This is a genomic window from Streptomyces sp. Ag109_O5-1 (genome assembly GCF_003814875.1).
In the GTDB taxonomy this organism is placed as follows: domain Bacteria; phylum Actinomycetota; class Actinomycetes; order Streptomycetales; family Streptomycetaceae; genus Streptomyces; species Streptomyces sasae.
Window position 1 is genome coordinate 9,939,898 of record NZ_RKQF01000001.1, and the last position, 24,208, is coordinate 9,964,105.

At 68.9% G+C, this 24,208-nt stretch carries 25 protein-coding genes and 1 pseudogene; 19 read left to right on the top strand and 7 right to left on the bottom strand.

The window, feature by feature from the left end; all coding sequences use genetic code 11:
• Nucleotides 1-66: 66 nt before the first annotated feature.
• The gene (locus tag EDD90_RS59210; RefSeq protein WP_221305152.1) at nt 67-459 is read left to right on the top strand and encodes an amidase family protein; all 393 of its coding nucleotides are present in this window, start codon (nt 67-69) and stop codon (nt 457-459) included.
• Between the two features lie 338 nt (nt 460-797).
• Here the strand turns inward: EDD90_RS59210 and EDD90_RS45385 are convergent, their stop codons facing one another.
• Entirely contained in the window at nt 798-1,268 is a 471-nt protein-coding gene (locus tag EDD90_RS45385) for an aldo/keto reductase (protein WP_260328508.1), read from the bottom strand.
• 182 nt (nt 1,269-1,450) lie between these two features.
• On the opposite strand from EDD90_RS45385, the gene EDD90_RS45390 reads away from it, so the two are divergent.
• From EDD90_RS45390 to EDD90_RS45405, 4 genes are all read left to right on the top strand, one after another.
• The gene (locus EDD90_RS45390; RefSeq protein WP_123978880.1) at nt 1,451-2,149 is read left to right on the top strand and encodes an SDR family oxidoreductase; all 699 of its coding nucleotides are present in this window, start codon (nt 1,451-1,453) and stop codon (nt 2,147-2,149) included.
• A 597-nt stretch (nt 2,150-2,746) separates the two neighbouring features.
• Entirely contained in the window at nt 2,747-3,577 is an 831-nt protein-coding gene (locus tag EDD90_RS45395; RefSeq protein ID WP_123978881.1) for an enoyl-CoA hydratase/isomerase family protein, read from the top strand.
• A gap of 266 nt (nt 3,578-3,843) precedes the next feature.
• Nucleotides 3,844-4,050, top strand: coding sequence for an alpha/beta fold hydrolase (locus EDD90_RS45400; RefSeq protein WP_185149450.1), 207 nt, complete (start codon nt 3,844-3,846; stop codon nt 4,048-4,050).
• A gap of 26 nt (nt 4,051-4,076) precedes the next feature.
• On the top strand, nt 4,077-4,481 hold the full coding sequence (locus tag EDD90_RS45405; RefSeq protein WP_179851845.1) for a DUF4345 domain-containing protein: 405 nt from the start codon (nt 4,077-4,079) through the stop codon (nt 4,479-4,481).
• 280 nt (nt 4,482-4,761) lie between these two features.
• Here the strand turns inward: EDD90_RS45405 and EDD90_RS57940 are convergent.
• Together EDD90_RS57940 and EDD90_RS45415 are read right to left on the bottom strand one after the other, a co-directional pair.
• Nucleotides 4,762-4,950 (bottom strand): annotated as a pseudogene (locus tag EDD90_RS57940) (IS110 family transposase); the annotation flags it as partial.
• An 86-nt stretch (nt 4,951-5,036) separates the two neighbouring features.
• The gene (locus EDD90_RS45415; RefSeq protein ID WP_123978883.1) at nt 5,037-5,645 is read right to left on the bottom strand and encodes a TetR/AcrR family transcriptional regulator; all 609 of its coding nucleotides are present in this window, start codon (nt 5,643-5,645) and stop codon (nt 5,037-5,039) included.
• A 129-nt stretch (nt 5,646-5,774) separates the two neighbouring features.
• Here EDD90_RS45415 and EDD90_RS45420 point away from each other — a divergent pair, with 129 nt between their 5' ends.
• Together EDD90_RS45420 and EDD90_RS45425 are read left to right on the top strand one after the other, a co-directional pair.
• The gene (locus tag EDD90_RS45420) at nt 5,775-6,614 is read left to right on the top strand and encodes an alpha/beta fold hydrolase (RefSeq protein ID WP_123978884.1); all 840 of its coding nucleotides are present in this window, start codon (nt 5,775-5,777) and stop codon (nt 6,612-6,614) included.
• A gap of 357 nt (nt 6,615-6,971) precedes the next feature.
• Nucleotides 6,972-7,565 carry a TetR/AcrR family transcriptional regulator gene (locus EDD90_RS45425; protein WP_123978885.1) on the top strand — a complete coding sequence of 198 codons (594 nt, stop codon included), beginning with the start codon at nt 6,972-6,974 and terminating at the stop codon, nt 7,563-7,565.
• A gap of 354 nt (nt 7,566-7,919) precedes the next feature.
• On the opposite strand, the gene EDD90_RS45430 is transcribed toward EDD90_RS45425, so the two are convergent.
• Nucleotides 7,920-8,792: an alpha/beta fold hydrolase gene (locus EDD90_RS45430; RefSeq protein ID WP_099940035.1), complete on the bottom strand. Its 873-nt coding sequence runs from the start codon at nt 8,790-8,792 to the stop codon at nt 7,920-7,922.
• 693 nt (nt 8,793-9,485) lie between these two features.
• On the opposite strand from EDD90_RS45430, the gene EDD90_RS59215 reads away from it, so the two are divergent.
• Nucleotides 9,486-9,632, top strand: coding sequence for a family 78 glycoside hydrolase catalytic domain (locus tag EDD90_RS59215; RefSeq protein WP_185149665.1), 147 nt, complete (start codon nt 9,486-9,488; stop codon nt 9,630-9,632).
• A gap of 743 nt (nt 9,633-10,375) precedes the next feature.
• Here EDD90_RS59215 and EDD90_RS45440 read toward each other — a convergent pair.
• The gene (locus EDD90_RS45440; protein ID WP_123978886.1) at nt 10,376-11,227 is read right to left on the bottom strand and encodes an alpha/beta fold hydrolase; all 852 of its coding nucleotides are present in this window, start codon (nt 11,225-11,227) and stop codon (nt 10,376-10,378) included.
• Nucleotides 11,228-11,739: 512 nt separating this feature from the next.
• Here EDD90_RS45440 and EDD90_RS45445 point away from each other — a divergent pair.
• The 6 genes from EDD90_RS45445 to EDD90_RS45465 all read left to right on the top strand — a co-directional run bounded on the left by EDD90_RS45445 (nt 11,740) and on the right by EDD90_RS45465 (nt 15,159).
• Complete coding sequence (locus tag EDD90_RS45445) at nt 11,740-12,348, top strand: TetR/AcrR family transcriptional regulator (protein ID WP_123982300.1); 609 nt, start codon at nt 11,740-11,742, stop codon at nt 12,346-12,348.
• A gap of 5 nt (nt 12,349-12,353) precedes the next feature.
• Nucleotides 12,354-12,620: an alcohol dehydrogenase catalytic domain-containing protein gene (locus EDD90_RS59220; protein WP_099940034.1), complete on the top strand. Its 267-nt coding sequence runs from the start codon at nt 12,354-12,356 to the stop codon at nt 12,618-12,620.
• A gap of 86 nt (nt 12,621-12,706) precedes the next feature.
• On the top strand, nt 12,707-12,850 hold the full coding sequence (locus tag EDD90_RS56500; protein ID WP_221305153.1) for a hypothetical protein: 144 nt from the start codon (nt 12,707-12,709) through the stop codon (nt 12,848-12,850).
• Nucleotides 12,847-13,122 (top strand): hypothetical protein, encoded by a 276-nt coding sequence (locus tag EDD90_RS56505; protein WP_221305154.1) that lies wholly within the window; start codon nt 12,847-12,849, stop codon nt 13,120-13,122. Before EDD90_RS56500 ends, EDD90_RS56505 begins: the two co-directional genes overlap by 4 nt.
• A gap of 186 nt (nt 13,123-13,308) precedes the next feature.
• Nucleotides 13,309-14,937 carry an IS200/IS605 family element transposase accessory protein TnpB gene (locus tag EDD90_RS45460; protein ID WP_123977491.1) on the top strand — a complete coding sequence of 543 codons (1,629 nt, stop codon included), beginning with the start codon at nt 13,309-13,311 and terminating at the stop codon, nt 14,935-14,937.
• Between the two features lie 30 nt (nt 14,938-14,967).
• Nucleotides 14,968-15,159, top strand: coding sequence for a zinc-binding dehydrogenase (locus EDD90_RS45465; protein WP_123978887.1), 192 nt, complete (start codon nt 14,968-14,970; stop codon nt 15,157-15,159).
• A gap of 354 nt (nt 15,160-15,513) precedes the next feature.
• On the opposite strand, the gene EDD90_RS45475 is transcribed toward EDD90_RS45465, so the two are convergent.
• Nucleotides 15,514-17,403: an AMP-binding protein gene (locus EDD90_RS45475; protein WP_123978888.1), complete on the bottom strand. Its 1,890-nt coding sequence runs from the start codon at nt 17,401-17,403 to the stop codon at nt 15,514-15,516.
• A 186-nt stretch (nt 17,404-17,589) separates the two neighbouring features.
• A complete protein-coding gene (locus tag EDD90_RS45480) occupies nt 17,590-18,501 on the bottom strand; it encodes an alpha/beta hydrolase (RefSeq protein ID WP_095851111.1) in 912 nt (303 codons plus the stop codon).
• A 1,053-nt stretch (nt 18,502-19,554) separates the two neighbouring features.
• On the opposite strand from EDD90_RS45480, the gene EDD90_RS45485 reads away from it, so the two are divergent.
• From EDD90_RS45485 to EDD90_RS45510, 5 genes are all read left to right on the top strand, one after another.
• A complete protein-coding gene (locus tag EDD90_RS45485) occupies nt 19,555-20,697 on the top strand; it encodes an ABC transporter substrate-binding protein (RefSeq protein ID WP_123978889.1) in 1,143 nt (380 codons plus the stop codon).
• A gap of 95 nt (nt 20,698-20,792) precedes the next feature.
• Nucleotides 20,793-21,989, top strand: coding sequence for a sensor histidine kinase (locus EDD90_RS45490; RefSeq protein WP_260328509.1), 1,197 nt, complete (start codon nt 20,793-20,795; stop codon nt 21,987-21,989).
• The gene (locus tag EDD90_RS45495) at nt 21,986-22,648 is read left to right on the top strand and encodes a response regulator transcription factor (protein ID WP_123978891.1); all 663 of its coding nucleotides are present in this window, start codon (nt 21,986-21,988) and stop codon (nt 22,646-22,648) included. Before EDD90_RS45490 ends, EDD90_RS45495 begins: the two co-directional genes overlap by 4 nt.
• Nucleotides 22,649-23,362: 714 nt before the next feature.
• Nucleotides 23,363-23,830, top strand: a complete 468-nt coding sequence (locus EDD90_RS55975; protein ID WP_185149451.1) for a hypothetical protein — start codon at nt 23,363-23,365, stop codon at nt 23,828-23,830.
• Complete coding sequence (locus tag EDD90_RS45510; protein WP_123982302.1) at nt 23,830-24,093, top strand: alpha/beta fold hydrolase; 264 nt, start codon at nt 23,830-23,832, stop codon at nt 24,091-24,093. The genes EDD90_RS55975 and EDD90_RS45510 overlap by 1 nt, the downstream gene beginning before the upstream one ends.
• Nucleotides 24,094-24,208 lie beyond the last annotated feature (115 nt).

Sequence of the window (24,208 nt, forward strand, 5' to 3'; positions counted from 1 at the left end):
CTCGCCTGCTGGTGCAAAGAGTTGACGCGGCGTGCGACGGGAATCGCCGGTCAGGCGTGCCTGGAGATGCGTCCGTTCACTGCCTTCGAGACGACAGGAATGCACACCGTCTGCGGCCGTACGGATCTGAAGAACTACGTACCCGACCAGGCCTCCGAGGCGGTCAGAGGGCTGCGTTCGGCGGGCGCCGTCATCATGGGCAGGAGCAACATGCCGGCGGGCCACCAGGACGTCCAGGCCGACAACCCCGTGTTCGGCCCCTCGTCACACCCGTGGGACACGGCCCGTACGTCGGGCGGGTCCGCCGGAGGCGGTCGTCCCACTTCACCGGCCTGTACGGGTACGAGTCGACAAGGCGATCGATCCCCCTCATCGGACATGTTCCCTACGGCCCGGGGCCGGGACGGTGGACAGAGGCCGACATGGCCTGAGGCGGCGCACAGGTCCGCGACCACGTGACCTCGTCCCGATCCTGCAGGCGGTGGTCGGGCCGGCGGACCACGACGTCGGCTTCACCTGCACACTGCGCCTCCGCGCGCGACCGGACTCGCTGATTTCCGGGTCGCAGTACGGAGTGAGGATCCGGCGTGCCTCATCGACGACGACGTGGCGGAAGCCGTGGCGGAGGCGATCGGTACGGCGGGCAGCGGGGCCAAGGTCGTGATGCAGCGTACGAGCCGTCATTGTCGACAGGGTTTTACGTTGTCCGTTGTCCGTCGCGAGCCGGTTGTCGGTGCCCTCGGGGTGAGGTCCCGGCGGTGTCCGTCAGGAAGGGCGGCTTGGGTCCCGGCGCGGATTCAGATCCAGACGGGCGCGTGGTCCTCGGAGTAGCGGGCGCCGAAGCCGCCGTGTGCAGAATCTCGTCGATCGTGGCGAGGTCGTCGCCCCTGGTCAGAGGGACATCGACGGCGCGGGCGGGCCGGCTGGGAGACGGTGATGCCCTTGGTCGCGGCCAGGTTGCCGAGCTTGCCCACGGCTTGGACGTCCTTCTCGACGTTGCCGGGCTGCCGGCGGGGGTCGACATTGCGCATGTCGGCTACGTCGCGTTCGCCGGCGGGTGTGGCGGTGCCGGTGATGAAGCCGCGGCCGAGAGGTGAGTAGGCGACGAAGCCGACGCCCAGTTCGTCGAGGACCGGGAAGAGCTGCTCGACGTCCCACTCGAACAGGAGTGCCAGCCTGAAGGACGGAGGCCGGCCGCACCACCTGCGCCCCGCGGATGGTCTGCGGGCCGGTCTCGCTCGGGCCGAAGTGCTTGGCCTTGCCCGCATCGATCAGTTCCTTGACAGTGTTCCGGCAAGAGGCCCGGCTCAGCGTCATTCACCAGGCGGATCGGTTGCGATCACTGACTCGACCTGCTTACTCTTACGATCGTAATTTAATGGACCGGGGCCGCGTCGGGTCACGCCATCAGCGCTCTGGTCATCTCCTCTCCACTTCATCGGGAACCTTCATGGACCTCTCCGCCAGCACCGCCCTTGTCACCGGAGCGAACCGGGGCTTCGGCCGGGCCCTCGCCGCCGAACTGCTCAACCGCGGGGCCACCGTCTACGCCGGCGCCCGCAACCCCGACCAGGTCGACCTGCCCGGCGCCAAGCCGATCGCGCTCGACATCACCGACCCCGCCTCCGTCGCGGCCGCCGTCGCGGCCACCGGCGATGTGACCATCCTGGTCAACAACGCGGGATCTTCCACCGGCGCCGACTTGCTCACCGCCGACCTGGACGACATCCGCCTGGAGATGAACACCCACTACCTCGGCACCCTGACGGTGGCCCGCGCCTTCGCACCCCAGATTGCGGCCAACGGTGGCGGGGCCATGCTGAACGTCCTGTCCGGCCTGTCCTGGGTCAGCTTCCCGGAGTTCGGCGCCTACTGCGCCGCCAAATCCGCGGAGTGGTCACTTACCAACACCCTGCGCGTGCAACTGGCCGACCAGGGCATCCGCGTGGCCGGTCTGCACGTCGGCTACATGGACACCGACATGGTCCGAACCGTCGACGCGGCCAAGTCCGACCCGGCCGACATCGCGCGCATCGCCGTGGACGGCATCGCCGCCGGCGCCTACGAGATCCTCGCCGACAACGCGGCCCGCCAGGCGCAGGCGGCACTGTCCGGGGGTGTCTCGGCGCTCTACCCGCAGCTCCCCTGAGGAGGGCCCGCCCTCGCCGGCCAATCGCCAGGCGCGTCCGCCAAGGGGGCGTCCTGACACGGCATCACAAGCAACCGGTTCGGGAGGCAGTGCCGTCGAGGCCGCGGTCATGACCGGGATGGCCGGAGTCATCACCGCGCTCGACAACCTGATCGTCACCGCCACCCTCCCCTCCATCCGCTAAGACCTCGGCGGCGGCCTCGCTCAAAAGCGAGGAGCTCTTCTGCCCGCCTGGCCTTTCCCGCTCTCGTACGCCGCCGGACGGTCTCGACGGCTCGGTTCGCCGGTCGGCCATCCAGGCGAAAACGGCTGGCCGGTGGCTCGCCCCGTGTGTCGGGTCTTGCCTGCTGAGCGTTTCCCGGCCTATTGTATTATGACCGTAAGGTAAATGATGGGAAACGAGCGATGGCTCGCCATCAGCTCGAACGAACAGAGCCCACACCATGCCGCACAGGTGCAGGCGGGGCCGGCCCAGCCGACGCCGCTCCGACGGACAAGTCGGCGAAACCCGCACCCCACCAGGCGCAACAGCTCCGCGGTCGCCGGACGCGATCACGGTCATGCAAGCCCGAGCCCCTATGAAATGGAAACCACGTCATGAGCCAGCCCGGCACGATCCGCCTGGAGCGGACGACCCCGCGGACCGCGAGGATCACGTTCTCGAATCCTCCCGTGAACCTGGTGATTCCCGAGTCCATCGTGACGCTGCACAAGATCGTCTCGGAGCTGGAGAACGACCCGGACATCCAGGTCGTCGTCTTCGCCAGCGAACTTCCCGACTTCTTCATCAACCACTTCGACGCCGCCGCGGCCGCCGACCTTCCCGTGCCCGAGCACGAGGACGACAACCCGCTGTGGACCGACATGGTCCTGCGGCTGAGCAAGGCTCCGTTCGTCAGCATCGCGGCCATCCGAGGCCGTACCCGCGGCGCCGGCAACGAGCTGGCCCTCGCCTGCGACCTGCGCTACGCCAGCCGCGAGAAGGCGTTCTTCGGCCAGCCCGAGGTCGGCCTCGGCCTCGTCCCTGGCGGAGGCGGCGCCGAGCGGCTCCCGCGCTCCATCGGCCGCGACCGCGCCCTGGAGGCCATCCTGACCAGCGCCGACTATGACGCCGACCTGGCCGAACGCTGGGGATGGGTTACCCGGACCCTGCCCGACGCGGAACTCGACGCCTTCGTCGACGCGACCGTCGCCCGCCTCGCCTCCTTCGACCGGCATGCACTGGCGACCGCGAAGTCCCAGGTCAACCGGGCGACACTGCCGCCGGACGCCCACCTGGTCGCCGCCTTCGGCGAGTTCGCGGGCACCCTGACGCAGCCGGGATTCGCCGCGCGTGCGGTCGGACTCGGCGCACTGGTTGCCGAAAGGGGCCTCGACGTCGAGTACCAGCTGGGTGAGTACATCGGCCGGGTCAGCGAAGCCCTCTGATGGCCCCGGCCGCGCCCACGACCGACCGTAGCGCCCCACTGGGGGCCCGTAGGCGCCGCGACAGCCTGGGGCGGTGCCATCCTCGGCGGCCCACCAGGGTCCCTGCGGCGGCCGGGCACGCCCAACGGCAGCCCCGGCCGCCGGCTCCCGGCCGGAGGGCCGCGCCCCGCCCGCCGGGGTCCGAACCTCGAGACTGTGTCCGGCACCTCACCGAGAGGGTCGCTGCCCAGCTCAAGGCGACTCTTCGCTGGGGAAATCAAGCACCGATGGACTTCTCCTTGATCCGGCATCCCGTTCTGGTCGCGTACGGCGAGGACGACCGCAGGCTTCCAACACGAGCATCGTCCGACCTCGCGCATCGCCTGCCCAACGCCTCACTTCGGATCTACCCCGATGTCGGCCATGGCGGCGTCTTCCAGCACCACGAGCACCACGAGCAGTTCGTGCCGCATATTCCGGAGCTTCTTCGATGAGCTGCCAAGCCGGAGGTATCAGAAAGATGCGTCTGAAAAAGCTGGTTCTTGGTTCCGCGGGCCTCGGGATCGCCGTGATCGGGTTGATCTATCTCTTGGCTCCCCACCTCTTGCTCGACGTCTACGGGGTCGACATCCAGTCGCCATCGGAGGCGAACATCTTCAGGAGCGGTTCCGGGTCACTGTTCGTAGCCATGGCGATCTTGTTCTGCCTGGGAGCCTTTAACACGCGTTACACCAGGACTTCGCTCATCACGCTGTTCACCTTCATGAGCGGCCTGGCTGTGGGGCGCCTGGTCAGCATCGTGGCGGATGGGTGGCCCCATGCTCTGCTGATCGCCGTTCTTGTCGTCGAGGCTTCCTACGCCGGGGCTGCGGCCTATGTGTTGCGGGTGGAGGACTCCTCCCCGCAGCTGAAAGAGACCGCCTGACAGTAGTGTCGCGTGATGCCGGCCGCACCATCTGATGGCTCGTTCTCGCAATACAGAGGCGTGACCTGCGAGAACGGGGACCTGCGGCTCGATCGCGCATTGGACCAGCGACACCCGGATCGGCGAGCTAGGGCAGTACGCAATTGATCAGCCGACGTTCCACTGCCACTTCGTCCCGGACCCCGACGGCTCTCGAACAGCCCAGGCCGTCAAGCCCGCCCGCGTGCGCTGCCGGCCTCAACGAAACCGCCGACCATAAAGGACTTCCCAATAGCGGACGTCAAGCCGTAGCCGCGAGCGAGGGGCGGGGTTCGTAGGAGGTCTGGTCGCGGATCATGGCCCAGAGAACGTTGAGGCGTCGGCGGGCCAGAGCGAGGACGGCCTGGATGTGGCTTTTACCTTCGTTGCGTTTGCGATGGTAGGAGCGCTGAGAGACGGGACAGCACCGGATGCTGGCCATCGCGGCGACAAGCTGACTGCCATACCCGGAGTCCTCGGGCTTCACCGATCCTACGAATGGCCGGCGTGAGCCCGCGCTAGAACCGTAGGACAAGCTCAGGCTTCTGGGCTCAGTGCCGCCGGCTGGTCCTCGCTGCCGTGCGCCAGCGAGGCGAGAATTTCCTTGCGGCAGACATCGAGGATTTCGTCCGCCAGCGGAGAACCGTCCGGGCATGCCCGCGACAGCATGACCGCGCCGACCGACTGAGCGAGCATGTCGATCAGCGTGGTGCGGTCCACGCGCTGGTCCGCATCCCCTGGCGTGTCGCTCAGGGCCTGAAGGGCCGTCAACAGGTTCTCGATCCCGGCCGCGAACTCCGTTTTGATATCCGCCGACTGACGTGCGGCATCGCCGCTGAGGGCCGCGATGGTGCCACCGTCACTGCGCCCGTCGCGATGCTCCCGGGAGACATAGCGCTCGACGAACTCGGCGGGGCCCAGACCTTCCGTCCGTGCCGCGATCTGCGAGAGCCCGCTCGCGGACGCTTCGGCCATCAGGTCGGCCTTGGAGCCGAAGTGCTTGTAGAACCCGCCATGGGTGAACCCGGCGGCTGCCATCAGTTCCGCCACGCCGACAGCGTCATAGCCGCGCTCGCGGAACAGCCTGGCAGCTGTCGCGACGATGTGCGCACGGTTCTGTTCCGCCTGGGCCCTGGTGACCCGCATGTCCAGCTCCCTTCCACGGTCGACGCTCGACGGTCAAGCATACATAGATGTCGATCGACATCTATGAGGTTGACTTTTTAAATTACGACCGTCATTGTATTGCTCGCCCCCTCCAGAAAGGCTCAGGTCATGAGTGACACGCATGTGACCGCACCGACCCAGTACATCGAGGTCGACGGTGAACGGTTCGCCTACCGCCGCTGGGGCAAGCCCTCCGACGTCCCGATCTTCCTCGTCCAGCACTTCCGCGGGGGAATGGACAACTGGGACCCCCTGCTCACCGACGGCCTGGCCGAAGGCCGTGAGGTCATCCTGTTCGACGGGCGCGGTGTCGCCTCGTCATCCGGCCTGCCGCGCAACCGGGTCGAGGGCATGGCCGACGACATCGCCGCCGTCATCCGGGCGCTGGGGCTGGAGCGGGTCGATCTGCTCGGCTTCTCGCTCGGCGGTTACCAGGCACAGGAGGTCACGCTGCGCCACCCCCAGCTGGTACGCAAGCTCCTCCTGCTCGGCACCGGCCTCCGCGGCGGGGACCCGACGATGGACCCCAAGGTGCCCGAGGTGGCGCTGAACCCGGTCCCCACCCTGGAGGACTTCCTCTTCCTGTTCTTCGGCCGCTCACAAGCCGCGGTCGAAGCGGGCCGGGCCTTCTGGGAGCGACGCCGCCAGCGGGCCGACCAGGACCCGCCGAGCTCGCCCGCAGTCGGGCAGGCGCAGTTCGAAGCGTCCATGGCCTATGCGGAGCCGCTGCCGGGCGAGAATCCCTACGCCTACCTGAACGCGATCACCCAGCCGACGCTGGTACTCAACGGCGAGAACGACGTGATGATCGCCTCGATCAACTCCTGGCACCTCGCCCAGAACATCCCCAACGCCCAGCTGCTGATCTACCCCGACGCCGGACACGGAGCCCACTTCCAGTACCCCGAGCGGTTCCTCAAGCACGCCCTCCAGTTCCTCGACGAGTAAGTAGCTGCGCGCCAAGGCCGAACGGCACGTCCTCGGCCGACGGCGGTCCCGGTCGTTCCTGCGCCGCCCGCCACCCAGTAAAGTATTACGTACGTAATGTAATTTATCCATGCGCATGGCGGATGCCTCATCGGATTCACAGTCCGGGACGTAGGTCTGCCGGATGTCCGCCACCAACAAAGGAGGGGCGGTCGCGCCGGGCAACAGCCAAGGCCGCCATGCGAGCCCGTGGCCTGCCGTCCGCTGGGAGGCAGATTGACCGCACAATCACCTGTCGATCGTAATATTACGTGCGTCAGGCCATGGATTAGGATGGGATCACGAGGCAATGCCCGGCAAAGTTGAGGGAGACACCCTGTGGCGCGCTACGCCAAAGAGCACAAGCAGGTGACGCGGCAGCGGATCATCGAGCGGGCCGGCCACCGGTTCAAGCAGGACGGCATCGACGGCTCCGGCATCTCCACGCTGATGTCCGACGCCGGACTCACCAACGGAGCCTTCTACGCCCACTTCGAGTCCAAGGACGACCTCGTCGCCAATGTCGTCGCCGAGCAGTTGCGCGCGCAGGTCAAGCAGTACGACACGCTCCGGCCCGGCCGTGAGGGAGTTGAGGATTTCATCCGCGGGTATCTGTCGCCCGAGCACCGGGACAACCCCGGTGACGGTTGCCCGTCCGCGGCCCTGCTCGACGAGATCGGCCGCTGCGGTGACGCGACCAAGGACGTCTACACCGACGGCGCCAGGGCCATCCTGGACGAGCTCGCCGCCCGCCTGGCACCCGAGGATCCGCAATCCGCCCGCGGTCAGGCCATCGGGCTCTACACCATGGCGGTGGGAACGTTGCAGCTGTCCCGGGCGCTCTCCGACCGGAAGTTCTCCGACGAGGTCCTCGAGCAGGGAATCGAGAACGCCCTCACCTTCGCGCAACAGCGGTCGGTACCGGCTGGCTGACCACCTGGCAAGGGCCGGGACGCCGGTGCCGCGCACCCGCGATTTCGGCCGTCAGCGTGAGCGGGCGGTCGCCGGGACAACTGCGATCTCGGAAGCGACACCGATGCGGCGATCCTCCGCTCGTACGGCGCATGACGCTCCACTCATTCGATACGCCGTAGCGGACCGGCGCAGACGGGATATCGACCACGCCGGTCTCCGCATCGCCGTCCGCACAAAAACCGTCTCGGCGCCGTATGACTGAGAAGCGAGCAGCTTCGGTTACGTCGAACAGGTGCCGAGAGCCGTGACGCCCGCCGGGCGTCACGGCTCTGAGTCGGCGTCCTCGGCCCGTACGCAGACCGCACCGCGGCCCTACGGCCGGCCGAAGAACTCGAGCGCCGTCGGCACGAACTGCTCGTGGTACTGGAAGATGCCGCCGTGGCCGCCGTCGGGGTAGATCACCAGCTCGGCGTTGGGCAGTCGCCGGGCCAGGTCGTGCGAGTTCGACGTCGGAACCATGCGGTCGTCGTCGCCGTTGGCGACGAGCACGGGCTGCTGGATGCGGGAGAGATCCTGCGGCTGTGCCAGTCCCCAGCGGTGGATGGCCTTGAGCTGGGAGAAGTAGGAGGTGGGGCGGATCGCCTTGTCCCGGTCCTTGGTGCGCTCCTTCAGGCGGGCCAGGAACTCCTTGCCGGCCCGAATCCCGTTCGGGGTGCGGGTGAAGAAGAGGAACTGCTTCACGTCCTGAAGGGTGAGCAGTGCCCGCAGGGTGTCGTAGTGGGAGATCCGGGTGACGTTCTTGATGCCCTCGCCCCCGGCCGGACCGGTGCCCGCGAGGATCAGCCTGCGGATGAGCTGCGGATCGGTCTGGGCGATCACCTGGGCGATCATGGCGCCCATCGAGAAGCTGAGGACGTCCACCTGCTCGAACCCCAGCGCCCGGATGAAGGTGACGGCGTCCTTGGCCATCTCCTCGATGGTCTTCGGCGTCTTGCCGCTGGACGCGCCCACGCCCCTGTTGTCGAACGTGATCACCCGGTGCTTGGCGGCGATGCCGTCGACGACCCGCGGGTCCCAGTTGTCCAGGACCGCGGCGAGGTGGGTGATGAAGATGACCGGCATGCCGGTCCGGGGGCCGAGGTCGCGGTAGGCGAAGGTCACTCCGTCGGCGGTGACGGTGCGGGTCTGCGCGTTCTTGTACGACGTCACCACGTCGCCGTCGTTTCGTGTTTCGCGTGCGTTCACGGTCGTGCCCTTCGATGTGTGGGTTACCGCCGCTGTGCGCCAATTTCTGCTTCCTCGCGAGTGAGCGCAGAGCGGTTCCCGGTCTCCCGGCTGCGACTGCAGTCCGGAGTCGACGGTCAGAGGAGGCCCAGGAGGTGGGAAACCCCTTGGATCAGGCCTGAACAACCCGCCGACTATTGAAGTATGACCGTACTTTAATCGGGGTGCAAGTGGTGGAGTCGAACTGGATGCACAGCTGTGGAATCCCGAGTTCCGCCAAGCGTCATGGCGCATAGCACAACGCGCCACCAGGGCAGGAGCGGCTCACCTACGCCGACGGCCACGAGACGCTGATCGTGACCGATGAGTCGTGGACGTCCGGCCCCGGAGCGGTGACAACGACGGTCAGGACATCGATGCCGGCGTGACGACGACACCTGGCTGCGCCCCGGAATCCAGGACGAGGGCTGAGCCGGAGCCTGCACCGGCTCGACAACGCCCGCCTCAGCCCCGATCCCGCGCCGCCGGTACGGCGCATGCCCACGTGCACCTGCGGCGGATCTGACGCGGCGCTTCCGGGCCCCCCTTCTCCTCGACTTCGGACAGAACACCGTGGGCCGGCTCAAGCTCCGTGCGCGCGGAGTGGCCGGGACGGCATCACGGCGCGGCCCCCGGGGTCCTTGAGGACAGTGAGGGGTTCTTGAGCGCAGCGAGCTGTGCGTACGGCCGCTGCGTTCGGCCCTGGCGACCAACCACTTCACCGTGAGCGGCTGCGAAGACGCCTTCGAACCGGCCATGGCCTTCCACGGGTTCCGCTGCGCCCAGCTCACGGGCGGGCCCAAAAGGCATCCCGGCCGGTGACGTGGTGGGCGTCGTCGTCATCGACGTCCGCCCCGACCTCGAACTGTCGTGATGTTCACTCCTGCTCCTGCGCAACACCGTCGTGGTGCGCAGATCGGCCGGCTGATCCCCGATCCGGTCGATCCCGCCCGCCAAGGTCGGCGAGGCCGAACTGCCTGAGGCGGTGGCGGTCGCGTCCCAGGCGGACTACGTCGTCGCGGTCGTCCGCGACACCGTCGGTCTGACCGGGGAAAGGCCGCTCCACGGCGACGCTGGAGCTCATGGTGAGTCAGATCGCGCTCCTCGACGCCCTCCAGAAGCTCTCGACCGGCCCCTCGTCGTCGTTCTGATCCAGGGCAATCCCTCGACGCTGCCCGCCTCGGAACTCGGCGCGGACGCCATCATCCAGGCCTTCAACCCGGGATGCGGGGCGGTCGGGCGATCGCCGAGTTCATGCTCGGGTGCATCGAGCCGAGTGGGCGGCTGCCGCTCGGCGTTCCCCGCCCTGCCGGACAGCTGCCGGTCTACTGCGGCCAGGTCCGGGGGCATCACAGCCGCTTCGGCGAGGGCCTCAGCTACACGACGGTGAACCACTCGGAACCGGCAATCCAGAATTGTCACGTCGCTGGTACGCACCGACTGCCCAGCCTCGATGGCGACGCCGGTCAACCATCGTGCAAGCGCCGCCTCACGGCTGTGAGGCGGCGCTTGCACGACTGCCGGCCAGCCGCCGGGGTTCGGGATCGGCGGTGCGGTCGGCGTGCTCAGGCGGCGAGGAAGTCGGTCACCTGCTTGGTGAAGGCCTTGGCGTGCTGGAAGAGGAAGGCGTGGCCGGCGTCGCCGTAGAGGAGGAGGGTGGCGTCGGCCAGGTGCTGGACGGCGACGTAGGACGCGTGGGCGGGGACCATCACGTCGTGCAGACCGTTGGCGTACAGGACGGGGTGCTCGATGGACTCCAGTTCGGCCCGTACCTCGTCGAAGGGGGCCGCCAGCAGCTGGCCGATCGCGGCGAGCATGCCCTGCGCCGTCGCCTCGGTGACCGCGGGGCCGCCGGCGGCGAGCCGGGTCGCGACGTGGGCGAAGTGCCTGTGACCTGAGGCGCGGGCCGCGTCCGTCTCCGGGTAGAACAGGTACAGCATGTCCTCCTGGTCGGCGTCGGGCTTGGCCATGATGCCCAGGACCTTTTCGCTCGCCTCCGGCGCACCGGGCACCCAGCCGGTCGGGCCGCTGCCTGCCACGATGATCTTGCGCACCAGCTCCGGGCGTCGCGCGGCCAGGCGCTGGGCCACGAAGCCGCCCAGTGACCAGCCGAGCAGGTCGGCCTGCGTGAGGCCGAGTGCCTCGATGAACTCGGCGGCGCCCTCTGCGAATCCGTCGAGGGAGTCGCGCGGCTCTCCGGTGGTGTAGCCGACGCCGACGTTGTCGAAGACGATCACGTCGTGGTCGGCGGCCAGGTAGTCCAGGAACTCCGGGTCCCACCAGTCGATGGTCGCGCGGAAACGCTGCAGCAGGACCAGCGGTACGCCGCCCTGCGGTCCCATGCGCCGGTAGGTGAAGGTCGCGGAGGGCCCCTCCATGGTGAGGTTCTCGGCCGTGTCGGCCAGATATGTGCTCATGACGTCCTTCTCTTGTTGGCGGGTGCCCGTCGGTTCTGGCGGGTCTGCTCACGCAGCACACGGGGAGGCGTGCTGGGCCTGTGGGGCCGCTGCCGTTGGCCGGCGCTCGAAGAGGCGAGCCGGAGTTGTGGATCAGGCCGACGATCCGATCCGCTCGGATCGCTCGACACCCTCTCGACCCCTGGGGTCACCCAGGTGGCTTCCGGCGCGCTCCGATCGCCTCGGAATCCACCGTGCCGAGCCGCGAGGCGATTGAATTATGCTCATAATATTAAGCAGGGATGCTTCTGGCGCACAAGGGGGTCCCTGCGGTGAGCGGGGCTCGCGGTCGGCTGTGGAGCCGAATGCGGACCGGCAGTGCAAGCGGTTCAGCGCGACAGGGGCTGAGGGGCTGTGGCCCCGCCCCGGCTGCGAGGGTGCTGGAATCCGGGGCTATTAAATTACGTTCACAATACAATACCTTGGGGGAGCCGATGGAGGGCGAGCTGCCCGCCCGGTACGTAGAGGAGTGTGTGGTGCGATACGGGAGAGAGCACAAGCAGGCCACCCGGCAGAGGATCATCGAGACGGCGGGCCGTCGCTTCAAGGAGGACGGCATCGACGGCTCGGGCATCGCGGCGCTCATGAGGGACGCCGGGCTGACCAACGGCGCCTTCTACACCCACTTCACGTCCAAGGACGAACTGGTGGCCACCACGATCGCCGACCAGCTGCAGGCCCAGAACGCGACTATCGTCGCGCACGCGGAACCGGGCCGCGCCGGCCTCGAACAGATCGTGCGCTGGTACCTGTCCCCCTGGCACCGTGACAGCCGTGACGTCGGCTGCCCCTCCGCCGCCCTGCTCGACGAGATAGGGCGCTGCACACACCCGACCAAGCAGGCCTACACCGACGGCGTACTGGTGGTCGCCGACGGCATCGCCACCCGCCTGGCGCCCGACGACCCGCTCTCGGTCCGCCCCATGGCACTGAGCTCGTACGCCATGATGGCCGGCACACTCCAGCTCTCACGGGCCCTCGCCGACCCGCAGCTCGCTGATCAAGTCCTCGAACAGGGCATCCACAACGCCCTCGCCCTCCTGGGCATCGAGCACGGAGAGGACACCAGGACGGCGCACTGACCGGCGTGCAAGGGGACACCGCGGAGCGGGCGCCGCGCCTAGGCACCGCGCCAACACCTCACCTGCGGCGCGACATCCGTACGGGAAGAGGTGCCCACTCGACACACGGAGCCTGCACGCGGCCTTGTCCACCCCCTACGTACGGGCGCGACGTCGCGGGCCTCGCCTGCCGCGTCGGACCCGCGGTGCACGGGTTCAAGGCGGGCGATGAGGTCTACACCCGACCTCGCGACGCAGCGCCACTCTGCTCGTGGCGGGCACACCAACCCTGAACTCGCTTCCGACCGATCGCCTGCCGGTGACGCTTCACAAATGGCCGTCAGAGCAAAGGCATGAGAACGGCGTCGACGATCGCCACGTGGTCGCAACCCCGGAATCGGTGGTCCGCGCGCCCAAGGGGGCCGACCTGACGGCGGCGTCGACCCTCCTGATGAACGCGCTCACCGCGCGGATGGCGGCGCTGGACGCCCTTGAACTGCCCCCGGAGCGACGGTCGCGGTGACCGGCGCAGCCGGCGCCGTCGGCGGTTACGCGGTGCAGCCGGCCAAGGCCGCCGGGTTGACAGTGATCGCCGACGCGGCGGACAAGGACCGCGACCTCGTCACCGGCCTGGGTCCCGATCACGTGCTCCCCCGCGGGGACCAATTCGCCGAACGAGTCCGTGAACTGCGCTCCGCCGGCGCGGGCGGGATCATCGGCGCCGGGCTGATGAACGCGGCGGTGGCCGCAGGGGTGCGCGACGGCGGAACCATCGTGACCCTTCAGGGGTTGTGAACAGGTGGTGGTCGACGGTGTTTGAGTGTGTTCTGGCATGCATGAGTGAGCCTTCGGGAGGTTGCAGGCACGCCTGTTCCGGGTGGGGAACGAGAGTTCCTGCATCGAATGGGTGACCTTCTGTGGTGGTGGTCGTTGGGTGGGGTGACGGATTTCTGCGACACGGGCCCGGGGGGTGTGAAAAGGGTGGGTGGGCTGCGGGAGGTGGCGGCGCCGTTCGTGGTGCCCGGCCCCTCGGGTGTCACGGTCCGTACCCGGCTCAAGGGCCTGACCGTGGTGGACGAGACGGTGCTGTACCTGGTCGGCGATCTTCTTGGTTCGCTGGCGTCCCGTGATCTGAGGGCGCGGTGTTCGGCCGGGCTGGAGCACGACAGCGGGCAGTGGGCCGAGCGCAAGCGTGTCCTGACCGCAGAGTCCTCCTCGCGCTGGGCGGGGTCGGTCACGAAGGCCATCCACGACCAGTGGGCGCTCGCCCGGCGCGGCCAACTCGCGCACGTCCACAGCCTCCAGGCGGGCGTGCGTACGATCAGGCACCGGCTGTCCCTGCCCGTCGGTGAGAAGGGCTCCAGACATGCGCCGGGCGGCTATCGCAGCAGGAAGGAGTGGTTCGCCAAGTCCCGCCGCCTGCGCGTCCTCGAAGACCGGCTGAGGGCGGCGCGGGCCGACTGGCAGGCCGGGGCCGTGCGTGTGGTGCGCGGCGGCAAGCGGCTGCTGAACACCCGACACCACCTGGAGGCCGCCCACCTCACCCACGAGCAGTGGCGCGCCCGGTGGCAGGCCGGACGCCGGTTCCTCGAGGCCGACGGCGAGTCCGGCAAACGATTTGGTAACGAGACCATCCGCGTCACGCCCGACGGTGAGGTCTCCCTCAAGCTCCCCGCACCACTTGCACACCTGGCGAACGCGCCGCACGGCCGGTACGTCCTCGCCGCGAAGGCCTCGTTCGCGCACCGGGGCGAGCAGTGGGCCGACCGCGTCACCTCCAACCGGGCCGTCGCCTACCACATCCACGAGGACGCGGACCGTGGCCGCTGGTACCTGACCGCATCCTGGACCATCCCACCGACCAGGACGGTGCCGCTGGAGACGGCCCGCGCGAACGGCCTGATCGGCGTGGACACCAACGCCGACCACCTCGCCGCCTGGCGCCTCGACCGGCACGGCAACCCCCTCGGCGAACCACTCCGCTTCGGCTACGACCTGACCGGCACCGCTTCGCATCGTGACGCGCAGGTCAGGCACGCGCTGATCCGTCTGCTGCACTGGGCCAGGCGCCATGGCCTCGCGATCGCGGTCGAGGACCTCGACTTCACCGGCGAGACCAGCCGTGAGAAGCACGGGGGCCGTAAACGCTTCCGTAAGCTGATCTCGGGCATGCCCGTCTCCCGGCTGCGGGCCCGGCTGGTGAGCATGACCGCCGAACTCGGCATCCCCGTCATCGCTGTCGATCCCGCCTACACCAGCCGGTGGGGTGCCCAGCACTGGCAGAAACCCCTCACCGGCAAGACTCGCAAGACCACTCGCCACGACGCGGCAGCGGTGGCGATCGGAAGACGCGCCCTGGGGCATCCGATCCGGCGTCGGACGGCACCGCCCCGCACCCACCAGAGCGATGGGTGCGGGCATCGGACCGTCCAGGCCGAACCGGTGGCCCCAGGACGTGAGGGAAACCGCCCCCGCGTCCCCGGACCACGGACACGATCCGTCGGCGCCGGACGCGGAGCGAACGCGGTCGACCAGAACGCCCAACACCGTCCGGGGCGTTCGGCTGAGCACGAGTCCTGGCAACAGGACTCACTCCCGCTCAGTCTCTAGGAACGGTTTACCGGGACCACGGACCGTGGTGTGCGCCGGCTCCCCTTGTTCGTGGGGGACCGGCTCCGGGACACGGCAGCCCTGACGGAACTACGCGACCAGGCCGAGTCCGGCATCCTCACACTCCGCGTCGCGGCCACGTTCCCAGCCGAACAGGCGGCAGAGGCGCACCGTCTCTTCGAAGTGGGCGGTGTACGGGGGCGCCCCGTACTGCTGTTCTGAGCCAGGCCGTGACCGTACGACGCGGCCAGGACTACACCCCGCGCGTCAGCGCCACCCCAGCGGCACACCGCCAACTCCTCGACCGCTGCCAGCCGCACGCGACAACGCCACAGCGATCCCTCGGCCGTCGGACTGATTCGGACTGATCAGGAACGGCTGACCTCCGGGTACGCCCAGGTCGTCCAGCCGTTGATCCAGATCGCCGAACAGCTCATTGAACTCCCGTATGAATGGGCTCACTTCCCTCGGCCACGCGAGGTCTCGCCGGGTGAAGTGCACCCGCCACCCTGTGATCGACATGACGCTGGACGACAGCCGCGGACAGCTCAACAGCGCATAGCAGAAGATGGACGGTCATACGGCGCGGCCTGCGCGTCGAAGGACAGGGCGGAGAGCCTCGATGACACTCGCGTCGTCGACGGTGGAGGGGATGGGTTCGTCGAGGCCGTCGGCGATGCCGCGCATCGTCTTGCGAAGGATCTTTCCCGATCGGGTCTTGGGCAGGGCGGCCACGACCGCCACGCTCTTGAGCGAGGCGACGGCACCGATGCGGTCGCGTACGAGCTGGACGAGTTCGGCCTCGACCTCGGTCGCCTCGCGGCTGATGCCGGCTTTGAGGACGACGAAACCGCGCGGCACTTGCCCCTTCAGTGCGTCGGCGACCCCGATGACGGCACATTCCGCGACATCGGGATGAGCCGCCAGGGCTTCCTCCATGCTGCCGGTGGACAGTCGGTGTCCGGCGACGTTGATGACGTCGTCGGTGCGGCCCATGACGAAGACGTAGCCGTCGTCGTCGAGGTGGCCGCTGTCGCCGGTGAGGTAGTAGCCGTCGTAGGCGGAGAGGTAGGAGGCGACGTAGCGTTCGTCGTCGTTCCACAGGGTGGGAAGCGCGCCCGGCGGCAGGGGGAGCTTCACGACGATGGCGCCGTCGACGCCCGCGGTCACCGGATCGCCCGAGGGGTCGAGGACGCGGACGTCCCAGCCGGGCAGCGGGCGGGTGGGGGAACCGGGCTTGACGGGCGCGGCCTCGATGCCGACCGGGTTGGCGACGATGGGCCAGCCCGTCTCCGTCTGCCACCAGTGGTCGATCACCGGAATGTCCAGAAGGGTGCTTGCCCAGCGGTACGTCTCGGGGTCGAGGCGCTCGCCCGCGAGGAAGAGGTGGCGCAGGCCGGACAGGTCGTGGTCCGCGGCGAGCAGACCCTTGGGGTCCTCCTTACGGATGGCCCGGAAAGCGGTGGGCGCGGTGAACATCGTCTTGACGCGGTACTCGGCGGCGACGCGCCAGAACTGCCCCGCGTCCGGGGTACCGACCGGCTTGCCCTCGTACAGGACCGTGGTCGCGCCGACCAGCAGCGGGGCGTAGACGATGTACGAATGGCCGACGACCCAGCCGACGTCCGAGCCGGTGAACATCGTCTCGCCCGGGCCCACGTCGTACACGGCGCCCATCGACCAGTGCAGGGCGACCGCGTAGCCGCCGCTGTCACGCACAACTCCCTTCGGTTTCCCGGTCGTTCCGGACGTGTAGAGGATGTACAGGGGCGCGTTCGCCGGGACGGGAACGCAGTCGGCCGGCGGTGCCGCGGCGACCAGGTCGGCCCAGTCGAGATCGTCGGCCCCCAACTCGGCCCGCTCCTGCGGACGTTGCAGGATCACGCTCTTCTCCGGCTTGTGGACCGCGAGTTCGATGGCCCGGTCGAGCAGCGGCTTGTACGCGATGACCCGCTTGCCCTCGATGCCGCAGGAGGCGGAGACGACCACCTTGGGGGCGGCGTCGTCGATGCGGAGGGCGAGTTCGTGCGGGGCGAACCCGCCGAAGACCACCGAGTGCACGGCGCCGATGCGCGCACAGGCCAGCATCGCGATGGCGGCCTCGGGGACCATCGGCATGTAGATCACCACTCGGTCGCCCTGTTCCACACCGAGTTGCGCGAGCCCTCCGGCGAAGGCCGCCACCTCGTCCCTGAGTTGGGTGTAGGTGTAGGTGCGCCGGGTGCCGGTCACGGGTGAGTCGTAGACGAGTGCGGGTTGATCGCCGCGGCCCGCGTCGACGTGCCGGTCGAGCGCGTTGAAGCAGACGTTCAGCCGACCGTCGGGAAACCAGCGGTAGAAGGGTGCGCCGGAGGCGTCCAGGGCGCGTCGCGGAGCGACATCCCAGTCGATGCCTTCCGCCGCCGTCAGCCAGAAGTTCTCCGGGTCTTCGGTGCAGGCGCGGAAGACGTCCTCGTACTTTCCCATTGCGCACTCCTTTGTGGCGTCCAGGGACCGGGGGAGGGGCGGCGTGCAGAACGCTGCCTCAACGCATACCTCAGGTTGGCCGCAATGGCCGAGCAGGATGCCGATGACCCGGATTCCCGGTCACCGGCATCGCGTCACGTCATGGTTGGCGAGCCCTTGTCGGCAGGCCCCGCACTCATGCTCTGGTCAGGCGCCGAGGTGCGTGCGGAGCCACTGCCCCATCCGGTCGATCGCCGCGTTCACCTCGGGCACGCGGCCCGCGCCCAGGACGAACGAGTGCTGACCCTCGGGAACCCCGTGGGTCTCGGAAGTGACCTTGAAGTCGGCGAGCCGGAGCCCGAGCACGGCACCGTCGTCGGCAAGGGTCTCGTACTCGCCGTAGTAGACGAGCGTGGGCGGCAGGCCGGTCAGGTCGGCGTTGGCGATGCTGACCCGGGGGTCGGCGGGCTCGATGGCGGGGTCCTGCACCCAGGCTCCGCGGAAGAGCTCGAGGGTGGCGCGGCTGAGCATCTTGTCGTGCGCCTCGTTGGCGTCCACCGACTTGTTCTGGAGGGTGAGGTCGGTCCAGGGCGAGACGCTGACGATCGCACCGGGGGTGGGCTCGCCCTTGGCCAGCAGACGCAGCGCCAGCATGATCGCGAGCGTGCCGCCGATGGAGTGGCCGGTGCTGCCGATGTTCCGGGGCTCGTAGCCCTGGGAGAGCAGCCACCGGTAAGCCGTCTCGACGTCGTCGAGCTGCGCCGGGTAGGGGTGCTCCGGCGCCAGGCGGAAGTCCACGACCAGGGAGCGGACTCCGGCGGCCTTCGCGATGTGGCCGGCGGCCTTGCGGTCGGAGTGCATCGAGGCGGCGACCGATCCGCCGAAGTGGAAGTGGAGCAGCGCCTTGTCGGGGGCGGCGCCCTCGGGGATGGCCCAGAGGGCGGGTACGCCGTCCGCGTCGACCTCGGCGTAGGTGACGCCTTCCGGTTCGGTCGACGCCTTGTGGTTCGAGTCGACGATGTCGCGGATGACGCTCAGGTCGAGACCCGGTGTCGCGGACTTCGCGCTCACGCCGGCGAGGAACTCCGCGAACTCGTGTGCTTCTTGGCTGACGCCCATGATGGCGCTCCTTCTCAGATGGGTGCCGTGACAGGTGTCCGTGCGGCAGCCGGATCGATGTACCGGTGACGCTACCTTCTGGGTATAGAAAAGTAAACTCAGCTTCGATCGGCGTCAGTCCTGTCGGTGCGCGGACTTCCCGTCCAGGCGCGTCAACGGTGTTGGTGACACGGACGTGACAGATGTTGACCCCCGTCCGTGTGTTTGGGCGGGGGGTCTGCCCCTTGTACCAGGGGTTGTGGATCAGGCCCTGTTCTCGGATCCCTGCCCCGTCACCCGAGGAAGCCCCGGTGGTGCGGAAATTGAGGGTCATGCCGGTCTGGGTGGCGGCGTGGCGGCGGGCGCGTTCCCGGCCCCGGGGCTGCGAGCGGCATCGTACGGGCTCGGTGATCCGGTCCTGCACCGCTTCGGGCGGGTTCTTGCGGGGTCTCCCTGCGGTAGCCGGTCCACCGAGCCCGCGGCAACCCCGATCTCCGCCGCGACCCCGCGGGAAGCACACCATCCGACATGGACGCGTGCCGGGCCCGTCGACCTGGTCGACGGGCCCGGCCGCCTTATCGGCAAGACCGTTTCTTGCGGATTCCGCTACGTGAGTTCCCACTGCGACCTTGCACCCTGCCTTTGCTTGCGGTGGTCGTCCTGGCGTTCTCCGATGTTTCCGGACAGCAACGACCACCCAAGAGGACGCGACCGGGGTGCCCGCGGCGGCCGGTGTTCTGGTGGCACTCGACGGCAAGCTGCCCGGCCCCGGTGCCATCACGCGCAAAGCTGCTGAATCCCGCGGACTTCTTCGCCGCCCTGCGGCTGGTCTCCGTGGGGGGAAGGGCTTGCGAAGCAGTTGCATGAATGCCGAAGGTGCCGGGCCGTCGCAGACACAGTCACTACCGGTTACGGCTGTAACGTCTGTGAGCCTCTGAGTCCATCGAACGGTTGAATCCGGTCTCGGCGTACGGGCGACGCGGATCAAGGCTGCGCTCGGCGAGACTTGGCGGGCCGTGGCGCCCGAGTCGCCGACGGCGATCGCAGATGAGGCACAAGGAGAGGATTCCCACCATGTCCACGAACTTCAGCAGGCGTCGGCTGCTCGCCGCAGGCGCGGGCGTCGCGATCGCCGGGGCCGCTGCCGGCCAGGCGTCGGCCGCACCGGGCGCCCGGAGTTCGGGGGCTTCCCTGCTCGGCGCCCGAGAGGAGACGCGGTCGCTGGAGGAGCTGTACGAGGCCGCGGTCGCCGAGGGCGGCAAGCTCGTCCTCTACCAGGGCGGCGACGTCGACAGCCAGGCCGCGGGCGTCCGGACAGCCTGGGCCGCAGCCTTCCCCGAGGTCGATCTCACGGTCGTCGTGGACTACAGCAAGTACCACGACGTCCGCGTCGACAACCAACTCGCGACCGGCACCCTCGTCCCCGACGTGGTCCAGCTGCAGACCCTCCAGGACTTCACCCGCTGGAAGCGCCAGGGCAAGTTGCTGCCCTACAAGCCCGCCGGGTTCTCCGAGGTCCACAAGGGCTTCAAGGACCCCGACGGCGCGTGGACGGCGCTGATGGTCATCGCCTTCAGCTTCATGTACGACATTCAGGCCGCCGGCGCGAACGCGCCCAGGACCCCGGCGGACCTGGTCGACGTCCGGTGGAAGAACGCCATCGCGTCCTCCTACCCGAACGACGACGACGCGGTCCTCTACCTCTACTCCCTCTACCAGCTCACCTACGGCTGGGACTGGGTCGCTCAGTTCGCCGCGCAGCAGCCGCAGTTCGCCCGAGGCACGAACACTCCCGGCGCCGCGGTCACGGGCGGGCAGAAGACCATCGGCGTCGGCGGCTCCGGCAGCGCGGTCTCCACCTCCACCACCCTGAAGTGGGTGCTCCCGGAGCGGGCTCCCTTCATGGCCTGGGGCCAGCGCGCCGCGATCTTGAAACAGGCCGCCCATCCGGCCGCGGCCAAGCTCTACATGAACTGGCAGCTGTCCGAGGCCCGCCAGAGGGCCGCCTTCAACGGCTGGTCGGTCCGCGAGGACATCACCCCGAACGCGAGCCTCAGGCCCGTCTGGGACCTCCCGAATGCCAACGTCGACGGCTTCCCGAAGTTCATGGAGGACCGCGCCGAGGTCGAGCGGCTGAAGCAGACCTTCGCCCTGTACTTCGGCGAGGTCAAGGGAGATCCGTCGCCGGGATGGCTGGGGCTGCACCCGGGGCGGTGACGGCGGCAGAACGCTGTTTACCGGGGACGTACAGGGCACGCCTTACACTTCTGGCACAGTTGTCAACTGCGTCCGGCCCGTCGCAGGGAGCCAGAGTGTCCCCCACTACCCCCGTCGTGCCCAGTCGGCTGTCCCTGTCGGCGCGGCGGCTGCCCCACCTGGTCTTCCTGGTCCCGGTCGCGGGCACCCTCGTGCGGCTCGTCGAGCTGCACAGGGAGCTGTGCTGGGTGGTCGCACCGCCGATCGCCGCCCTCGGGCTGCTCTACCTCGCCGGGCCGAGCCGCTGGGACCGGTTCGGCGTCGCGGGACGACCGGTCTGGCTGGGCACACTGGTACTGCTGTGGGCGTGGGTGTCCTGGAAGCTCCCGGTACCGCTCGCCTTCGCCTACACATGGCTGGCCGTCCCGCTGGCGGTGCTGGCGCTGCGGATGCCCGGGCGCCGGGTGACGGTGTCGGCGATCGGCGCGATCGCGGCCGGGCTGTTGGCCTCGCTGGTACGGATCGGTGGCGGAATTGACGCCGACGTGCTGGCGCCCCCGCTCGCCGCTTTCTGCGGCACGGTTGTCCTCTACCGTGCCCAGCAGCGCCTGAACGCGCAACTGGCTGAGACCCGGGGTGAGTTGGCGCAGCGTCAGCGCGAGGCCGGGCGACTCGCCGAGCGGACCCGGATCGCCCGGGACCTGCACGACACCCTCGCCCAGGAACTCGCGGGCAGCCGCATGCTCCTGCAGGCCGCCGAGCGGGACTGGGAGCGCGATCCGGACGTGGCCCTGCGTCAGGTCCGCGCCGTCTCCCAGGCCCTCGGCGCCCACCTGGAGGAGACCCGCACCATCATCGGCGACCTCACTCCGCCCGCCCTGGAGCGGGACGACCTGGAATCTGCGCTGCGCGGCCTGTGCACCCGCCCCCGGCCCCTTGCCGGTGCCGCGCACATCACCTTCCGCACCGAGGGAGAGCCGCACCCCCTGCCCACCGATCGGGCCGTCACCCTGCTGCGTGTGGCCCAGGGACTCCTCGCCAATGCCCTCGAACACGCCCGGGCAACGCACGTTCACCTCACGCTGACGTATCAGGACCACATGGTGACCGTCGAAGTCGGTGACGACGGGCGGGGCTTCGACTCGCGGGCCACGCAACCCGCCGGCCTCGACCGGGGCTTCGGGCTCGCCGCCGCCCACGACCGCCTGAGCGCCCTGGGCGGCAGGCTCTCCGTGGACAGTGCGATCGGGCGCGGCACTCGGGTGCGCGCCGAACTGCCTGCTGCCGAAGGCGTACTGGCCAGGACACCGTGACCAGGGGCGCCCTGGGGATCCTGGTCGTCGACGACCACGCCGTCGTACGGGCCGGCCTGCGCGCTCTGTTGGAGGGAGAGCCCGGCTTCGACGTGATCGCCGAGACCGGGGACGGCCGGGATGCCGTCCGCCTCGCTCAACGCCTGCGGCCCGACGTGGTGCTCATGGATCTGCGTCTGTCGGACGCCGCCGCCCCGGACGGCGGCTTCGGTGGCATCGAGGCCACTCGCCGCATCACCGCGGCCGTACCGGGCGCCAGTGTCGTCGTGCTGACCAGCTACAGCGGCCGCGGCGATGTCGTCCGTGCGGTGGAAGCGGGCGCCCGGGGCTATATCCTCAAGGCCGGCCCGCCCGAGGAACTGTTCCGCGCCGTGCGTGCGGCGGCAGCCGGGGGCATGGGGCTGGCCCCCGAGGCGGCGGCCCGCCTCGTCGGCCGGACCGCCGACCCGGGACCGGCGCTCAGCGAGCGGGAGACCGAGGTCGTACGCCTGCTCGCCCAGGGCCACAGCAACCGGGCCATCGCCTCCGCCTTGTTCCTCACCGAGGCCACGGTCAAGACCCACCTGGTTCGGATCTACCGCAAGCTGGGCACCGAGAACCGGGCCGGTACGGTCAGCGAGGCCCTCAGGCTCGGACTGCTTGAACTCGACGCGGGCTGACCGCTCGGGGCGGACTGCCGTGCTTGCGGACGTCGGTGGTCACGGTTCATCGGGCGGCGGGTTCCGACGCCGCTCTCGGCACGGACGTGCTCCACAGGTCGGTCGACCGCGCACAGTCGGCGGACCGGCATGTCGGCGGTCTTCTGGTGCTCATGCTCGTGGCCACGCGGGCTCTACCGCCTGTGGTCGAAGGTGCGGACAGGTCGCCCTGTCGTGTGGGCGATGGTCTCCACGTCGCGGTCGTGGTGGAGCAGGGCGAGTTCCGCCTCTTCCGCGGCGGCCGCCGGAGATCGATTGGGTGTGAGCTGATCACTGAGCTGCAAAGGATCGTGCTGCGAAGCGATGCGGTGCGCGGCGCCGATGACCACTCGTTTTTCGGCCAACTATCTTCAGATTTAGGCAAGTTGGTGGTCGCGACGGGTCTCGACCGGTTCTTGAGTCTTGACGGGTCGGGAGGAAGTCCTCAGTCTTCTTCCGACAGAGTCGCACATCCCTCAACAACATTCCGCAACAGTTTCCCCCGGAAGGGGCCTCAATTCGGGGAGCAGCCATGCCCACTCGCGCGTTCACCCGCAAGTCGGTCATCAGCGGCACGGGCTACAACGACAACGTGACCGGCGTCGGAGCCTCCTCCGCCCTGAACGGCACAGCAGACCGAGACCCACTGGCTCAGTGGGTAACCGTAGGGTTCGTTCAGCGGCTCGAAGGGCGGTCATGTCGGTGACCGTGCCGACGCTGGTCTTCTCCGTCCAGGCGCGGACGGCCTCTTTGAGCCGCACGGTCATCTCGTCCATGGCGGCCGCATCCTGTCCCGAGAATCTCCGCGCGGCAGACGTCGAGGATTTCGTCCGCCAGCGGAGAACCATCCGGGCAAGCCCGCGACATCATGATCGCGCCGACCGAATGGGCGAGCATGTTGATCACCAAGGTGCGGTCGGCGCGCTGGTCTGCGTCCGCCGGCGTGTCGCCGCCGCCCTGAAGCGCAGCCAGCAGGCTCTCGATGCCGGCGGCGAACTCCGTTTTGGCGTCCGCGGGTTGGCGGGCCGCGTCGCCGCTGAGGGCTGCGATGTTGCAGCTGTCGGCGCGGCCGTCGCGGTGCTCCTGAGAGACGTAGGTCTCGACGAACTCGGGGGCGGCGTCACCAGCGGGCGGACCAGGATACGCCGAGCTCGCCCGTGCTGATGATGGCGCGGCTGGAAGCGGTCACGGCCTATGAGAAGGCGCTGCCGGGTGACAATCCCTTCGCCTACCTGAACGCGATCACCCAGCCGACGCTGGTCCTCAACGGCGAGGACGACATCATGATCCCCACGATCAACTCGTGGCACCTCTCCCGGAACATTCCCAACGCCCAGCTGATCATCTACGCCGACGCCGGGCACGGGGCGCAGTTCCAGTACCCCGAGCGGTTCCTGAAGCACGCCATTCAGTTCCTTGATGAGTAGGGTCCACCCCCAACTCGGGTGAGCCGTCACCCATCCGATCGCCGTTTCAGTGCAGCTGGAACGAGCCTGGGGGGCCGCCACTGAGTGGCGGCGGCCCCTCGTGCGGCATCCCGTG

Excerpts from the sequence above, each read along its gene's own strand:
- EDD90_RS59210 (WP_221305152.1), top strand. The coding sequence starts at position 67 with ATGCGTCCGTTCACTGCCTTCGAGACGACAGGAATGCACACCGTCTGC.
- EDD90_RS45385 (WP_260328508.1), bottom strand. The coding sequence starts at position 1,268 with ATGCGGGCAAGGCCAAGCACTTCGGCCCGAGCGAGACCGGCCCGCAGA.
- EDD90_RS45390 (WP_123978880.1), top strand. The coding sequence starts at position 1,451 with ATGGACCTCTCCGCCAGCACCGCCCTTGTCACCGGAGCGAACCGGGGC.
- EDD90_RS45395 (WP_123978881.1), top strand. The coding sequence starts at position 2,747 with ATGAGCCAGCCCGGCACGATCCGCCTGGAGCGGACGACCCCGCGGACC.
- EDD90_RS45400 (WP_185149450.1), top strand. The coding sequence starts at position 3,844 with ATGGACTTCTCCTTGATCCGGCATCCCGTTCTGGTCGCGTACGGCGAG.
- EDD90_RS45405 (WP_179851845.1), top strand. The coding sequence starts at position 4,077 with ATGCGTCTGAAAAAGCTGGTTCTTGGTTCCGCGGGCCTCGGGATCGCC.
- EDD90_RS45415 (WP_123978883.1), bottom strand. The coding sequence starts at position 5,645 with ATGCGGGTCACCAGGGCCCAGGCGGAACAGAACCGTGCGCACATCGTC.
- EDD90_RS45420 (WP_123978884.1), top strand. The coding sequence starts at position 5,775 with ATGAGTGACACGCATGTGACCGCACCGACCCAGTACATCGAGGTCGAC.
- EDD90_RS45440 (WP_123978886.1), bottom strand. The coding sequence starts at position 11,227 with ATGAGCACATATCTGGCCGACACGGCCGAGAACCTCACCATGGAGGGG.
- EDD90_RS45475 (WP_123978888.1), bottom strand. The coding sequence starts at position 17,403 with ATGGGAAAGTACGAGGACGTCTTCCGCGCCTGCACCGAAGACCCGGAG.
- EDD90_RS45480 (WP_095851111.1), bottom strand. The coding sequence starts at position 18,501 with ATGGGCGTCAGCCAAGAAGCACACGAGTTCGCGGAGTTCCTCGCCGGC.
- EDD90_RS45485 (WP_123978889.1), top strand. The coding sequence starts at position 19,555 with ATGTCCACGAACTTCAGCAGGCGTCGGCTGCTCGCCGCAGGCGCGGGC.
- EDD90_RS55975 (WP_185149451.1), top strand. The coding sequence starts at position 23,363 with ATGTCGGTGACCGTGCCGACGCTGGTCTTCTCCGTCCAGGCGCGGACG.
- EDD90_RS45510 (WP_123982302.1), top strand. The coding sequence starts at position 23,830 with ATGATGGCGCGGCTGGAAGCGGTCACGGCCTATGAGAAGGCGCTGCCG.